The organism is Pseudomonas paraversuta (genome assembly GCF_904063065.1).
In the GTDB taxonomy this organism is placed as follows: domain Bacteria; phylum Pseudomonadota; class Gammaproteobacteria; order Pseudomonadales; family Pseudomonadaceae; genus Aquipseudomonas; species Aquipseudomonas paraversuta.
This window is the reverse complement of record NZ_CAJFCL010000003.1, coordinates 409,501-424,151: the sequence shown is the minus strand read 5'-3', so window position 1 is coordinate 424,151 and position 14,651 is coordinate 409,501. Positions and strand designations below refer to the sequence as shown.

General features: G+C 61.3%; 15 protein-coding genes. 12 read left to right on the top strand and 3 right to left on the bottom strand.

Translation table 11 applies throughout. The features are described from left to right. The first annotated feature begins 46 nt into the window (after positions 1 to 46). The 9 genes from JQ845_RS07965 to JQ845_RS07925 all read left to right on the top strand — a co-directional run bounded on the left by JQ845_RS07965 (position 47) and on the right by JQ845_RS07925 (position 7,343). Positions 47 to 991, top strand: a complete 945-nt coding sequence (locus tag JQ845_RS07965; protein WP_203008840.1) for a siderophore-interacting protein — start codon at positions 47 to 49, stop codon at positions 989 to 991. Between the two features lie 202 nt (positions 992 to 1,193). Continuing rightward, positions 1,194 to 2,402: a PepSY-associated TM helix domain-containing protein gene (locus JQ845_RS07960; protein ID WP_160627169.1), complete on the top strand. Its 1,209-nt coding sequence runs from the start codon at positions 1,194 to 1,196 to the stop codon at positions 2,400 to 2,402. Beyond that, positions 2,399 to 2,941 carry a thiamine pyrophosphate-binding protein gene (locus JQ845_RS07955; RefSeq protein WP_202210467.1) on the top strand — a complete coding sequence of 181 codons (543 nt, stop codon included), beginning with the start codon at positions 2,399 to 2,401 and terminating at the stop codon, positions 2,939 to 2,941. The genes JQ845_RS07960 and JQ845_RS07955 overlap by 4 nt, the downstream gene beginning before the upstream one ends. A gap of 26 nt (positions 2,942 to 2,967) precedes the next feature. After that, positions 2,968 to 3,273: a hypothetical protein gene (locus JQ845_RS07950; RefSeq protein WP_369826388.1), complete on the top strand. Its 306-nt coding sequence runs from the start codon at positions 2,968 to 2,970 to the stop codon at positions 3,271 to 3,273. Then, complete coding sequence (locus tag JQ845_RS07945) at positions 3,270 to 3,824, top strand: DUF6162 family protein (RefSeq protein ID WP_203008839.1); 555 nt, start codon at positions 3,270 to 3,272, stop codon at positions 3,822 to 3,824. Before JQ845_RS07950 ends, JQ845_RS07945 begins: the two co-directional genes overlap by 4 nt. A gap of 26 nt (positions 3,825 to 3,850) precedes the next feature. Continuing rightward, positions 3,851 to 4,783 (top strand): metal ABC transporter substrate-binding protein, encoded by a 933-nt coding sequence (locus tag JQ845_RS07940; protein WP_010656151.1) that lies wholly within the window; start codon positions 3,851 to 3,853, stop codon positions 4,781 to 4,783. Then, the gene (locus JQ845_RS07935) at positions 4,780 to 5,532 is read left to right on the top strand and encodes a metal ABC transporter ATP-binding protein (protein ID WP_203008838.1); all 753 of its coding nucleotides are present in this window, start codon (positions 4,780 to 4,782) and stop codon (positions 5,530 to 5,532) included. The genes JQ845_RS07940 and JQ845_RS07935 overlap by 4 nt, the downstream gene beginning before the upstream one ends. Continuing rightward, positions 5,532 to 6,431 carry a metal ABC transporter permease gene (locus tag JQ845_RS07930; protein WP_003447279.1) on the top strand — a complete coding sequence of 300 codons (900 nt, stop codon included), beginning with the start codon at positions 5,532 to 5,534 and terminating at the stop codon, positions 6,429 to 6,431. The genes JQ845_RS07935 and JQ845_RS07930 overlap by 1 nt, the downstream gene beginning before the upstream one ends. Then, positions 6,432 to 7,343: a metal ABC transporter solute-binding protein, Zn/Mn family gene (locus tag JQ845_RS07925; RefSeq protein WP_202210463.1), complete on the top strand. Its 912-nt coding sequence runs from the start codon at positions 6,432 to 6,434 to the stop codon at positions 7,341 to 7,343. It begins immediately after the preceding gene. On the opposite strand, the gene cycA is transcribed toward JQ845_RS07925, so the two are convergent. From cycA to JQ845_RS07910, 3 genes are all read right to left on the bottom strand, one after another. Further along, a complete protein-coding gene (gene cycA, locus JQ845_RS07920; RefSeq protein ID WP_203008837.1) occupies positions 7,340 to 8,746 on the bottom strand; it encodes a D-serine/D-alanine/glycine transporter in 1,407 nt (468 codons plus the stop codon). The genes JQ845_RS07925 and cycA overlap by 4 nt on opposite strands. Positions 8,747 to 9,075: 329 nt before the next feature. Next, on the bottom strand, positions 9,076 to 10,401 hold the full coding sequence (locus JQ845_RS07915) for an ATP-binding protein (RefSeq protein ID WP_203008836.1): 1,326 nt from the start codon (positions 10,399 to 10,401) through the stop codon (positions 9,076 to 9,078). Next, complete coding sequence (locus tag JQ845_RS07910) at positions 10,398 to 11,075, bottom strand: response regulator (RefSeq protein ID WP_003447260.1); 678 nt, start codon at positions 11,073 to 11,075, stop codon at positions 10,398 to 10,400. Before JQ845_RS07910 ends, JQ845_RS07915 begins: the two co-directional genes overlap by 4 nt. 163 nt (positions 11,076 to 11,238) lie before the next feature. Here JQ845_RS07910 and dsbD point away from each other — a divergent pair, with 163 nt between their 5' ends. From dsbD to dsbG, 3 genes are read left to right on the top strand one after another with little or no spacing between them, the layout of a single operon-like run. Beyond that, positions 11,239 to 12,978, top strand: coding sequence for a protein-disulfide reductase DsbD (dsbD, locus tag JQ845_RS07905; RefSeq protein WP_203008835.1), 1,740 nt, complete (start codon positions 11,239 to 11,241; stop codon positions 12,976 to 12,978). Further along, positions 12,979 to 13,851 carry a TlpA disulfide reductase family protein gene (locus JQ845_RS07900; protein ID WP_003447255.1) on the top strand — a complete coding sequence of 291 codons (873 nt, stop codon included), beginning with the start codon at positions 12,979 to 12,981 and terminating at the stop codon, positions 13,849 to 13,851. Beyond that, entirely contained in the window at positions 13,830 to 14,606 is a 777-nt protein-coding gene (gene dsbG / locus JQ845_RS07895; protein WP_003447252.1) for a thiol:disulfide interchange protein DsbG, read from the top strand. Before JQ845_RS07900 ends, dsbG begins: the two co-directional genes overlap by 22 nt. The last annotated feature ends 45 nt before the right edge of the window (positions 14,607 to 14,651 follow it).

Here is a 14,651-nt window from a genome sequence, read left to right as displayed (position 1 = left end):
ACACGGGTCGTTCTATCTAATGACTCCTGTTTATTTAGGCGCTGCCATGTCCGTTGCCACCACGCTGGTGCAATCCCTGCGTAAACGACTCAGTAAACCCGCCGGTTACCAGCTGTTCGATATCCGGCTCAAGTACAGCATTGCCTTGAGCCCTTCGCTCAAGCGCTTTGTGTTCAGCGGCAGCGATGTGGGGTTGATGCGCACGCTGGGGCCGGATCAACGGGTCAAGCTGTTTTTCCCGAGCGCCAATGGCACGCCCCCCAACCTGCCCAGACATGGCGACTGGCAAGCCGCACGGCGCCAAGCGAGTGCGCAGTGCGCTACACCAATGCGCACCTACACCATTCGCAATCTGCGCCCGGAAACCTGCGAGCTGGACATCGACTTCGTCCTGCACGGCGAAACCGGTCCCGCCTCGCGCTGGGCCACCCATGCAACACCCGGCGACCGCCTGCAAATCGTTGCTCCCAATGGAGCCTATGCCGCCGACCCCGGCGGTTATGAATGGCAGCCCCCAGAAGGCGTGCGCCAAGTGCTGTTGATCGGCGACGAAACCGCCTTGCCGGCGATTGCCGGAATTCTCGAACAACTCGCCCTGAACCCGGACCCGCCCAAGGTGCAAGCCTTTATCGAGGTTCCCCAGGAGTCGGACTGCCAGCCCCTGTTGTGCGGCCCAAAGGCCAAAATCCACTGGCTGCCCCGCGCCAGCCTCGGCAAGCAGCACGGCGACGGCATGACCCTGGCTGCCCGCGAACTGGCCAGTTTGCCGCTGATCAGAACAAAACCCGGGGGCGAACTCGAAGAGCCCGACCTGACCACCCAGCTCCTGTGGGAACGGGCCAGCGCCAAACAGAGCGAGTTCTATGCCTGGGTCGCCGGTGAATCGGCAGCAGTGATGACGATCCGGCGGTTTTTCATAAATGAATGCGGGCTGGATCGCAAAAGCCTGACCTTGATGGGGTACTGGAAACTCGGACGCTCCCTGGAGTAACCCCCAAACACCTGTAGGAGCGAGCTTGCTCGCGAGCTCTTCAGTGGCATTTACACGGCTCGCTGCTACAGGAAGAGGCCGGAGAAATAATTTATTACAACTCGGGGTTCGGGTTTTCCGCGGCTCATCCGTCCTACATGGATAAGCAATCGCTTCTCAATAGCGATCAAGTACCCGCCCAGCTGCGAGTTAGTCGTTTCCCATGTCCAAAAAATCCCGTTCAAAGCTCTGGTTCCTGGTCCACAGTTGGCTAACCCTGCCCATCTGGTTTTTTGTCCTGATTGTCTGTGTCACCGGCACCCTGGCCGTAGTCAGCCAGGAGATAGTGTGGCTGGCCACCCCTGAAGCCCGCGCCAGCCAACCGTCAGATGATGCGCCACTGCTCACTTACGAGCAGGTACTGAGCGCGATTCACCAGGCCGAACCGAAACTGGCAGTGCAGTCCATCAGCCGTCCCGATGAATCGCATTTCGCACTGGTGGCCGACGTGGTCTACCCGGACGGGCGCTCGCCTTCGTTGTACATCAACCCGTACACCGGCGCCATCCAGGGCGAAAGCCCGAGTTTCAACTTCAAACAATTCACCCGGGCCCTGCACGGCTGGTGGCTGGTGCCCTTTACCAATGGCTACAGCTGGGGCTGGTACCTGGTGTCGTTTCTCGGCCTGCCATTGCTGGCATCGCTGGTGACCGGGCTGGTGGTCTACAAGAAGTTCTGGAAAGGTTTTTTCAAACCCAATCTGCGCTTCAAACATGGGGCACGGATTTTCTGGGGCGACTTCCATCGCCTGTGCGGCGTCTGGTCGATCTGGTTTATTGCAGTGATTTCCATCACCGGCCTGTGGTTCCTGATTCAGGCCTTTCTGTTTGATAACCAGATCTCCATCTCCACGGAAGGCATCCCCCCCGTGGTGGCGCGCCAGGATGTGCCGATCATGGCCAATGGTCAGCCCGCACCGCAGATCAGCCTCGACCAGGCAGTGAAGATTGCCGCCGAAAAAATTCCCGGCTTCGAAGCCAGCTTTGTCAGCTTGCCGGGCAATGCCTACGGCCATATTGAAGTGGGCGGCCCGGGCTGGTATCCGCTGCTGTTCCAGACCGCCGAAATCAACCCGTACAACGGCGCGATTGAAGGCTCGCGGATGATCGCCGACCGCTCCGGCCTGGAGCTGGTAACCGAGTCGATGCGGCCGCTGCACACCGGCGACTTCGGCGGCCTGTGGGTCAAGCTGATCTGGTTCTTCTTCGGCCTGGTGCTGAGCATGATGGTGTTGAGCGGCCTGCTGATCTGGACCAAACGGACCGCACTGGCCACCGCCAACGCCCTTAAACGCAGCCATAAATCCCCGCGCCCGGCAGCAAGCCTGGCCGCCAGCCCCCATAAAAAACAACCCGCAGAGGCCAATGCATGAGCAAGACAGTGACTGCACAGCCCCCTTCCACCCTGAGCCGGCTGTGGCACAAATGGCGCTTTCACATAAACATCCTGCTGCTGTTGGTGCCGCTGGGATTTATGCCCAAATACTTTGCCGATGCGTCGCTGTTCCGGGGTGACAGCGGCCTGGGCGAGCGTGACGTGGGCACGGTGCAGGTAGGGCCGTGGAGCCTGCAACTGGCTGAACTGCGCAATGAAGGCCCGCGCCCCGATGGCCCGGCAGGCTACATGAAGAGCTTTAACGCGGCGCTGAGCGACAGCTCCATCGATCAGGTCAAGGCTGCTTACCTGCGCATTGGCAAGCCGCGCAGCCTGCGGGCCGCCGGGGTGATTTTCTTCGGTACGCCGTATCGCATGGGCGCCACGCTGCCGATCCCCGAGCGGACCAGGGCCGACGCCGAGCTGTGGATCACCCTTGAAGGGTGGGACGGCTCGATGCATCAGGCATCCATTCCCCTGAGTCAGGCTTCCCCGGCAACCATCGCCTGGCTGGCCCAACGAGGTGCTAAACAATGAATTCGCGACTGTTCATACGCCCGGCCATGACAGCCGGGCTCCTGGCTTTGCTGGGCCTCAGCGGCCAGGCCCTGGCCCACAACCCGATGTGCGAGTGCAAGAGCGTCGAAGACGGGCAAATCCGCTGTACCGGCGGGTTTTCCGATGGCAGCGGCGCGCCGGGAGTGACCCTGGATGTGATCGGCTACGACGAGACCATCCTGGTACCGGGCAAGCTGGGGCCGGACTCGAGCATGACCTTCAAGCGCCCGGATGCCGAGTTTTACGTGCTGTTCGACGCGGGACCCGGGCACATCGTTGAAATCGATCAAGCCGATATCGAGACCCCATGACTACTCAAGTCGTACGCCCCGAAGGGGCCGGGCATGAAACCCTGTATGTGTTGCTCTTGTGCCTGCTGATTCTGGTCGTGGCCGGCTCAGTGGTGGCCTGGCGTCATGAATCCCTGGAAGTGACTGCAGTGGCCGCCCACCAGCTGGATGCACGGCGGGATCTGAACGCCGCCGAACAGGGCATCTACGCCGACCTGCGAGTGACCCTGGACGAGATTCTGCTGCTCAGTGAAGAGTCCGGCGCCCTGGCACAACCCGAGCAACTGGGCGCAGAAGGCTTTGCGCCCTTTGCCATCGATGCCAGCTCCGTCAGCCGGGGCAGCCACGCCTGGCAATTGCTGGGGGATAAAGCCTATCTGGGCATCAGTCCCGACCCTGGGGTGGCGGGCTCGTTTTTGCTGCGTATAGGCACCGATCCGGATGTGTGGCTAAACCGCAAGCCCGGCGCCAGCGCCCCGACCGACTTCAGCGATGCCGCCCTGAACCGCAGCGGCTGGCAGCAAGTGATCGCGCAGTTCGATGCCGGGGTTACTCGCCAGCATCGGCACTGAACCCACCGTTTTACCTGAGGCTTGTCATGTCCATTGCATCTGTTTTGCGCCGCCGCAGCCTGCTGCTGGCCGGCCTGTTGGCCTTTTGCATTACCCCCCTGGCAGCTGCCGACGCCCCGCTGGCCAAACCGCTGCGCATCGGCATCACCCTGCATCCCTACTACAGCTACGTGGCCAATATCGTCGGCGACAAGGCCGAAGTGGTGCCGCTGATTCCCGCCGGTTTCAACCCCCATGCCTATGAGCCCCGGGCCGAAGACATCAAACGCATCGGCACACTGGATGTGATTGTGCTCAATGGCGTGGGGCATGACGACTTCGCCGACCGCATGATTGCAGCCAGCGAAAAACCCCAGATCGCGGTCATCGAAGCCAACCAGAATGTGCCGCTGCTGGCCGCCACCGGCAACGCTGCGCGAGGCGCAGGCAAGGTGGTCAACCCCCACACCTTCCTCTCGATCAGCGCCTCGATTGCTCAGGTCAATAACATCGCCCGCGAACTGGGCAAGCTCGACCCGGCCAACGCCAAAACCTACACCGCCAATGCCCGCGCCTACGGCAAACGCCTGCGCCAGATGCGCGCTGACGCACTGGCCAAGCTGACCGAGGCACCCAACGCTGACTTGCGGGTGGCCACGGTGCACGCCGCCTATGACTACCTGCTGCGCGAATTCGGCCTTGAAGTCACCGCCGTGGTCGAACCGGCGCACGGCATCGAGCCAAGCCCCAGCCAGCTGAAGAAAACCATCGATCAACTGCGGGATCTGGATGTGAAAGTGATCTTCTCCGAGATGGATTTCCCGTCCAGCTATGTCGACACCATTCAACGCGAGTCCGGGGTCAGGCTGTACCCGCTGTCGCATATTTCCTATGGCGACTACAGCGCCGACAAGTACGAAAAAGAAATGACCGGTAACCTCGACACCGTGGTCAGGGCCATCCAGGAGGCCGGAGCATGAGTGCCGCCGAACACCTGAGTGTTACCGCCAGCGGGCCCGGAATCGAGTTTGATCAAGTGTCCCTGACCCTGGGGCGCACCCTGATCCTCGACCACGTCAGCTTCAGCATTCGCCCCGCCAGCGTGCATGCACTGGTCGGCCCCAACGGCGGCGGCAAAAGCTCGCTGATCAAAACCCTGCTCGGGCAAATGCCGCACCAGGGCCGCCTGGGCCTGAACTGGCCCGGTGAGCCGGGGCTGATCGGCTACGTGCCCCAGGCACTGGAGTTTGATCGCGGCTTGCCGATGACCGTCGACGACTTTATGGCTGCCATGTGCCAGCGGCGCCCGGCCTTTATGGGACTGTCGCCCAAGGTCGCTCCGGCCATTGGCGAGGCACTGGAGCGAGTGGGCATGCAGGACAAGCGCAAGCGGCGCATGGGCGCGTTGTCCGGTGGTGAGCGCCAGCGCGTGTTGTTGGCCCAGGGGCTGATTCCGGCCCCGCAACTGCTGGTTCTGGATGAACCGATGTCGGCCCTGGATGAAGCCGGGGCCCGGGTCTTTGAACGCTTGCTGGCGCACTGGCGCGCCAGCGGGGTGACGGTACTGTGGATCGAGCATGACCTGGCGGCCGTCAAGCGTCTGGCCGATCGCGTCACCGGGCTTAATCGCCAGGTGCTGTTCGATGGCCCGCCGGAACAAACCCTCAGCCCGGAGCGCTTGCTGAGCCTGTTTTCGACCCATCCGGCAACCCGCGGGAGCACCCTTTGATGAGCTACGAAGCATTCCGTGTGATGGTTCAGGGCTGGGCTTCGGCCGGGTATCTGCCAGAGGTTCTGGCCTACGGTTTTGTGGTCAACGCCGTGCTTGCCGGGTTGCTGATCGGCCCGGTGCTGGGCGGCCTCGGTACGCTGGTGGTGGTCAAGCGTTTCGCCTTTTTCTCCGAAGCCGTAGGCCATGCTGCGCTGACGGGGGTGGCCATCGGCATATTGCTCGGCGAACCCTATACCGGCCCTTATGGCAGCCTGTTCGGCTATTGCCTGCTGTTCGGCATTTCACTCAATTACCTGCGCAACCGCACCGGCCTGGCCCCCGACACGCTGATCGGGGTGTTCCTCTCGGTGTCCCTGGCACTGGGTGCCAGCCTGCTGCTGATTCTGGCGGGCAAGATCAACGTGCACATCCTCGAAAACGTGTTGTTTGGCTCGGTATTGACGGTCAACGGCAACGATCTGCTGGTGCTGGCCATAGTCGGCGCGCTGGTTCTTGGCCTGAGTCTGACGCTGTACAACCGCATCATGCTCGCCAGTTTCAACCCGCAACTGGCTGCCGTGCGCGGGGTGGCGGTCAAGACCCTGGACTATCTGTTCGTGATTCTGGTGACCCTGATTACCGTCGCAGCGGTCAAGGTGATCGGGGCCATTCTGGTGGGCGCCCTGCTGGTGATTCCGGCGGCGGCGGCACGCTTGCTCAGCCAGTCACTGAAAGGCTTTTTCTGGATTTCGGTGTTGATCGCAACCCTCAGTACCTTGTGCGGCATCTTGCTGCCCATCGTGTTCGACCTGCCCATTCCGTCCGGCGCCGCGATCATTCTGGTGGCCGGTATTGCTTTCGCCCTGGCAGCCATCGCCCGTGGCGTGGTACCCAGCCTGAAAGGGAATATTGGATAAATGTCTAGCCTACGCAAACTGACTCTGGCACTGGCCATCACCGGCCTGCTCAGCACCCCGCTGCAGGCGGCCGACACGAGCGGCGCGCCGCTGCGAATCCTCGCCAGCCTGCCGATTACCTACGGGCTGGGCCAACTGCTGGTCAAGGACAGCGACATCGCCCTGGAACGGGCGGCGGCGGCCAACTTGCCCGGCAGTCGCCAAAGCGCTTACTTCAGCGGTCGCGGCGCATCGGCCCTGCACCAGCTGGCGCTCAATGCCGATGCGGTGATCGGTCTGCGCTCGGTGTGGAGCGACGACCCGCTCTACCCCATGGCGCGGCGCAGCAATATCCGCATCGTTGAGGTCGACGCCGCCCGCCCGGTGGACGGCAGCCTGCCAGGCATCGCCCTGCAGCCGGGCAATCACCCCGACGGGCTGAACAGTCAGCCCTGGCTGGCCAGTAACAATATGGGACGAATGGCTGACGTTATCGCGGCAGACCTGGTGCGCCTGGCGCCGTCCGCCAAAGGGCAAATTGAAGCCAATCTGGCGAGCCTCAAACAGCGTCTGCTCAAACTCAGCGCCGATAGCGAAGCCAGACTGGCCGGGGCCGACAACTTGAGCGTGGTGAGCTTGTCGGACCGCCTGGAGTACTTGATTGGCGGGCTCAACCTGGAGCGTGTCGAGGTACACCACAAAGGCGATGAGCCATGGACGCCCGAGGCACTCAAGGCCTTGAGCCAGACCCTTGAGGACAATGACGTAGCCCTGGTACTGGACCACCGCCCGGCGTCCGCAGCGTTGCAGGCTGCGGTGACCGAAGGCGGCAGTGAACTGGTGGTGGTCAGCGCCGATGGCGCCGATCCGGTGGCGGAACTGCAAGGCAACATCGACGCAATTGTGAAAGTACTGACAACGACTGCAGACTAGCGGTCCTGGGTCAGCATCTTGTTGCGCCGTACAGAGCGGTAGGCCAGGCCCAGTACCACAAACCATACCGGTACCATATACAGCGCCTGCCGGGTGTCGTCCTCAAGGGCCAGCAGTACCAGGATGAAGACAAAGAAGGTCAGGCAAACCCAGATCATCAACTTGCCGCCCGGCATTTTGTAGCGCGATGCCTGGTGCAGGTGATCGCTTTTTTTGCGATATGCCAGGTAGGACAGCAGGATCATGGTCCAGACAAACATGAACAGGGTCGCCGAGACGGTGGTGATCAAGGTGAACGCGTCCATCAGGTTCGGCACCAGATAGATCACCAGCGCACCCGCCAGCAAACAGATGCAGGAAAAGATCAGACCGTTGGAGGGCACTGCCCGTCGGGAAAGATTTTTAAACTTGCTCGGCGCTTCGCCCTCCAGCGCCAGGCCGAACAGCATGCGACTGGTGGAGAACACCCCGCTGTTGGCCGATGAAGCCGCAGAGGTCAGTACCACAAAGTTGATGATGCCCGCGGCTGCAGGCAGGCCGGCGAGCATGAAGAGTTCGACGAAGGGGCTTTTGTTGGCGACCACATCGCGCCAGGGGGTAACGGCCAGGATCGCAATCAGCGCGAACACATAAAACATGATGATGCGCAGCGGAATTGAGTTGATCGCCCGTGGCAGGTTGCGTTCAGGGTTCTTGGTTTCGGCGGCAGTTGTACCCACCAGCTCGATACCGACAAAAGCAAAGACTGCAATCTGAAACCCGGCGAAAAAGCCCATCAGGCCATGGGGGAACATGCCGCCGTCATTCCACAGGTTGGCCACCGAGGCGGTGTTGCCGGTCGGCGACTGGAAAGCGGTAACCACCATGTACAGGCCGGTGCAGACCAGCGCGCAAATGGCCACGATCTTGATCATGGCAAACCAGAACTCCAGTTCACCGAACATTTTCACCGTGATCAAATTCAACGACAGCAGCAGCGCCACGCAAGCGATGGCCGGCAACCACAGCGGGATGTCCGGGAACCAGAACTGGGTATAGCCGGAAATCGCAATCACATCGGCAATGCCTGTCACGATCCAGCAAAACCAGTAAGTCCAGCCGGTGAAATAGCCGGCCCTGGGGCCCAGCAGGTCGGCCGAAAAATCAATGAAGGACTTGTAATTGAGGTTGGATAACAGCAGTTCGCCCATGGCGCGCATGACGAAAAACAGCATGAAGCCGATGATCATATAAACAAAAATGATCGAGGGGCCGGCCAGGCTGATGGTTTTACCCGAGCCCATGAACAGGCCGGTGCCGATGGCACCGCCAATGGCGATCAGTTGGATATGACGATTGGACAGACTGCGTTTGAGTTCAGGCTCCTCCCCGTCCGGTCGGTGATTCAGCGTTGAATCCTTCATTGTTTTTCTACCTTGAGTTCTTGGTCTTTTACGGGGTCCGCAAACCGGATAAACACGGTGTTTATCGGCCTGAAAGAAGGGCTGAGAGCATGCTTTGGCAGCGTCTTAAACACTGCACAAGCGCCTGTTAAAGCGCTGTCCCGGGCGTTTATTGGAGGGAGGGATCGTTCCAGAAAAATCGCTGAGCGACAAGATTCAGATCAATAAAACCCTTGAAAAAAAGCCAGCCCCTTACCCTGTGGGAGCTGGCTTGCCAGTGATGGGGTCACCGGCACGTTCAGATAGTCCGAGGTGCCCATATCGCTGGCAAGCCGGCTCACATAGTCAGCTCAAGGGATTTTCAACGGCATCCGCAGGTCAACCCGCAACCCGTCCGGTCGACTGTCGAAGTTCAGGTCGCCGCCACACCGCTCGACGATCGCCTGCACAATGGCCAGCCCCAGGCCACAGCCGTTGCTGTTGCCATTGCGCCAGAAGCGCTGGGTCATGTGTTGCAGGGTTTCCGCGGGGATGCCCGGCCCGTGGTCGCGCACCACAAAATGCACCGAGCGGCCCTCAACCCGCAGTTGCAGTTCGACCTGGGTATCTGCCGGGGTGTGACGCAGGGCGTTGTCCAACAGGTTGCGCAATGCGGCAATGGCCAGTACCGAAGGCACCTCCAGTGCCGTGCCCGGCAACCCTTCTGGCAGTTGCAGGTCAATGCGCTCGGCCGCCCCGCTCGCGGCATCGTGGATGGCCAGGCGTGCCACCTGCTCGGCCGAACACAGCACACCGTCATCGAACGACAAACTGCCCTCCACCCGCGCCAGCAGCAGCAATTGTTCAAGGGTTCGATGCAAGCGGTCAGTGGCGGCCTCAGCGTGGGCCAGGGACTTGTCACGCGCGGCGCCTTCGGTCATGCGCGCCACTTGCAGATGGGTCTTGATCGCCGTCAGCGGGCTGCGCAGTTCATGGGCAGCATCCCCCGTGAGGCGACGCTCGCGCTCAATGGCTTTGGCGATGCGCGACAACAGCTGGTTCTGGGAGTCGAGCAGCGGTTTAAGTTCACTGGGCAGCGGTTCGATCTGCAAGGGCTGCAACGAATCGGCATCGCGGCGCATCAAGGCTTCACGCATGCGCTTGAGAGGCGCCAGTCCCTGACCGATACCCAGCCACAACAACAGCAGACAAACCATCAACGCCATGCCCACCGGCACCGAGGCCGCAAGCAATACCGAGAGGTTCAGCGCTTCGCGTTCGACCTGACGGTCAGCGGTGGTGATGCGTACATCGCCGCGGTCCAGGGTGAAAGTGCGCCACACGGCACCATCGATGACCTGATCATGGAAACCGGCCGCCTCGGACTGCATTGGCTGGTCCGGATTGTTGTGGCTGCGGGCCAGAATCTCGCCGCGCAGGGAGCTGACCTGACAGGCCATGCCACCCGGGATGGTCAGTTGTTCAGCGCTGAAATGGGTGCCCTCGCCTTTGACCGGTAATTGCGGCAGCTGCTCCAGCAACCCCGCCACCATCCGCGCCGATGCCACCAGCCGCTGATCAAGGGAGAACATCATTTGTTGACGCAGGTCGCTGAGCATCCAGGCGGCGGCCAGGGCCCAGACCAGCACGAACGCCGAGCCGATGGTCAGGCTCAAACGCAGTCGCATACTCATCATGGCTGCCCGACACCATCGGCCGGGCCCAGGCGATAGCCCAGGCCACGGACGGTTTCGACAATGCCATTGCCCAGCTTTCGGCGCAGGTGATGGATATGTACGTTCAGGGCATTGCTCTCCAGTTCGTCGCCAAAGCCATAAATGCTGTCCTTGAGCTGCTCGCTGGACAGCACCCGACCACGGTTGTGCAGCAAGGCTTGCAACAGCGCCTGCTCCCGACGTGACAAGTCCACCGGCTGACCGGCAAGCAGGGTCACGCGGCTGCTGGGGTCATAGCTCAGCTGACCATGCTCGATCAGATTGACGCTGCGCCCGGCCACCCGGCGCAACAGGGTGTGCAAACGGGCCGCGAGCTCGCGCAGATCAAAGGGCTTGAGCAGGTAATCATCGGCTCCGGCCTGCAGGCCATCGACCCGGTCAGTCACCGAGTCCCGTGCGGTGAGCACCAGTACCGGCAGCTCGAAGCCTTGCTGACGCAGCTGTTGCAACAGCTTGAGGCCGTCTTCATCCGGCAGGCCGAGGTCGAGCACCATCACATCGAACTCCGCCACTTTGAGCATGGCCCTGGCCGCTGCTGCGGTGCCTACGTGCTCCACCGTCAGGCCCTGAGCCGTGAGCCCGGCCACAATGCCGCTGGCGATCAGTTCGTCATCTTCGCAAACCAGTACATGCATGCTGATACCCGCGTAAATGTGGCCGATTAAAAGGCGACAGGATTAAGGCCCGATTATGCCGTTAAAGGGCCGATGGCGGGCCAACTGACTGTACAACGTTTAATAATCAGTTAATGGGTTGCCAGCACTGTAGCGCCACTTGTGATTGCTTAAGGTTTTAAAGATGCGTTTGTTGATGACTTTGTTGCTGGTGTGTTTCGCCGGTCTGGCTCAAGCCAAGGGCACGGACGATCCTTTCGCACAGCCCGACTTCCTGCCTGCCAATAAAGCCTTCGAGTTCAGCTCTGAAGCCATGCCGTCCGGCGAAACCCGCCTGCACTGGAAGGTCGCCGACACCTATTACCTGTATCAAAAGCGCTTGAAGTTTGACGGCCTGGACGAATCGCACAAGCCTGCGCTGCCACAAGGGCAGGAACACAGCGACGAGTTTTTTGGCGAGACCCAGGTCTATCGCGACAGCCTTGAATTACTGATTCCGGCAGGTGCCAGCGGCCAGGTCAAAGTCAGCTGGCAAGGCTGTGCCGATGCCGGCCTGTGCTACCCGCCGCAGAGCCAGACAGTGGACCTGGGCGGCACTGCACCGGTTGCAGCGCAAGGCCAGGCTCAGGACCAGTCCCTGGCCGCCAGCTTGCAACAGAGCTCGCTGGGCTGGAGCTTGCTGCTGTTCTTCGGTTTGGGCCTGTTGCTGGCCTTTACCCCGTGCTCGCTGCCGATGCTGCCGATTCTGGCCGGACTGGTGGTGGGCAGCGGCGCCAGCGCCGGACGCGGCTTTGCAGTGGCAGGCAGTTACGTCATCAGCATGGCGCTGGTATATGCCGGGCTGGGCGTGCTGGCCGCACTGCTGGGCGCCAACTTGCAATCACTGCTGCAACAACCCTGGTTACTGGGCAGCTTTGCCGCCCTGTTCGTGGTGCTGTCGCTGCCAATGTTTGGCTTCTTCGAACTGCAATTGCCCGCAGCGCTGCGTGACCGGCTGGAAACCGCCGGCCGCGGGCGTAAAGGCGGGAGCCTGCTGGGTGCGGGCATTCTTGGCGCGCTGTCCGGCTTGCTGGTCGGCCCGTGCATGACCGCCCCGCTGGCCGGCGCCCTGCTGTATATCGCGCAAAGCGGCAATGCCGTGCAAGGTGGCCTGGTGCTGTTTGTGATGGGGCTCGGCATCGGCGTTCCACTGTTGCTGCTGGTCACCGTCGGCAGCCGCTTCCTGCCCAAGCCTGGGGCCTGGATGAACCTGATGAAAGGCCTGTTCGGCTTCCTGTTCCTGGGCACGGCCCTGCTGCTGGTCCGCCCGGTGCTCGACGAATCCCTGTGGGTCGGCTTGTGGGGCGTGTTGCTGGTTCTGGTGGCGTGCAGCCTGTGGCAACAGGCGCAGACCTTCCTGCGCGCCAGAATGCTGTTCAGCCCGCTCAGTCTGCTGGCCGGTCTGTGGGGCAGCCTGTTACTGGTGGGAGCAGCCGGTGGCGGTTCCGATCTGTGGCAACCGTTGCAGGTGTATACCGCCAAAACAGTCGCCGGCAGCAGCGCCACGACTGCCCATGATGCCTTCATCACCATCAAGGACCCCGCCAGCCTCGAGCGCGAACTGGCCAGTGCCAAGGAACAAGGGCAATGGGTGTTGTTCGATTACTACGCCGACTGGTGTGTGTCCTGCAAGGTCATGGAAAAACAGGTCTTTGCCAAGCCTCAGGTGATGCAGGCGCTAGAGGGCGTGCGCCTGTTGCGTCTTGATGTGACCGCCGATAATGTCGCCAGCCGCGAATTGCTCAGCCGCTATCAAGTCCCCGGGCCTCCCAGCTTCATCTGGATCGGCCCCGACGGTGCAGAGCGACGTGGGCAACGCATCACCGGCGAAGTCAACGCCGAGACCTTTTTGAATAACTGGAATGCCACTCGGGAACTCCTCTAAATGCTCACTCTGACCATTGGTTCATTTGCCCTGGCCATCAACCACTTACTGCTGATACTGGCGCTCGCCCTGGCGACGCTGGTGGGTTGGCGGGTGGCCAAACGCGGTGGCGAAAACCCTGAGTCAGTGTTGTTCAGCCTGTTCTTGCTGGGTTTGCTGGTGGCCCGCATCGGCTTTGTGATCAGCTACTGGCGCTACTTCCAGAAGGACCTGCTGCAGATTCTCGACCTGCGCGACGGTGGTTTTGTGTTGTGGCCGGGGTTATTGGCGGTGGTGATCGGCGCAGTGATCTGGGGCTGGCGCCGCCAGGGGCTGCGGCGCCCTCTGGGCTGGGGGCTGGGTACTGGCCTGGCGTTCTGGCTGCTGGCCACGTTCTCGTCCAGCCTCTACGAACAAGGCACACGCATGCCCGAACTGGTGTTGCGCAATGCCAGTGGCGAATCGGTGCAACTGAGCAGTTATCAGGGCGGCCCGCTGGTCATCAACCTGTGGGCCACCTGGTGTCCGCCTTGCCGCCGGGAAATGCCGGTGCTGCAAAACGCTCAGCATCAACACCAGGACGTGACCTTCCTGTTCGTCAATCAGGGCGAGAGCATGCAGAGCGTCAGCACCTTCCTTGAAACCCAAGGTCTGAACCTCAGCAACGTGCTGTTCGACAGCGGCGGCCAACTGGCACAAAAAGTGGGTTCGATGGCCCTGCCCACTACCCTGTTCTACAGTCCTGAAGGCCGCCTGCTGGGCAGTCATCTGGGCGAGCTGTCCGAAGCCAGCCTGGCCCGTGCGCTGGAAAGCTTCGATCAGAACAATTCAATGTCGGCCCACCAGGCCGACCCTGCTAGGAATCTGCAAAAATGTTTAACCGCAAACTGCTAAACCTGAGCATAACCACCCTGCTGGGCGCCGCCCTGCTGCAATCGTCGCTGGTGCACGCTGAAGAGTGGCCGGCGCCGATCAAGAAGATTGAAGCCAAAGGTGCAAAAATCATTGGCAGTTTCGATGCGCCCAGCGGCATGCGTGGCTATGCCGCCCAGTACCAGAACCGTGGCATGGCCCTGTATCTGACCCCGGATGGCAAAAACGTGCTGGTGGGCAATCTGTATGACGCTGATGGCAAGGACCTGAGCCTGGCACCGCTGCAAAAGCTGGTGTACGAGCCGATGGCCAAGCAGGTCTGGGCCAATATGGAAAAGAGCAACTGGATTGCCGACGGCAAGAAAGATGCACCGCGCATCGTTTACCTGTTCAGCGACCCGAACTGCCCGTACTGCAACATGTTCTGGGAACAGGCCCGTCCATGGGTAGAGTCGGGCAAGGTACAGCTGCGCCATATCATGGTCGGCATCATCCGCGAAGACAGCCCGGCAAAATCTGCTGCGTTGCTGGCCGCCAAAGACCCGCAGCAGGCCCTGCACGAACATGAGCAAGCCGGCAAGGCCAGCAAGCTCAAGCCCCTGACCAAGATCCCGGCTGACGTTCAAGCCAAGCTGGATGCCAATGCACAGTTGATGACTGACCTCGATGTGTCGGCCACCCCGGCGATTTTCTACCTCGACGAACAAGGCAACCTGCAACAACAGCAAGGCGCACCGTCACCGGACAAACTGGTGAAAATCCTCGGTCCCAAATAACCCCGCAATGCCTGCAGGAGCAAGCTCGCTCCTGCAGATTTGCCT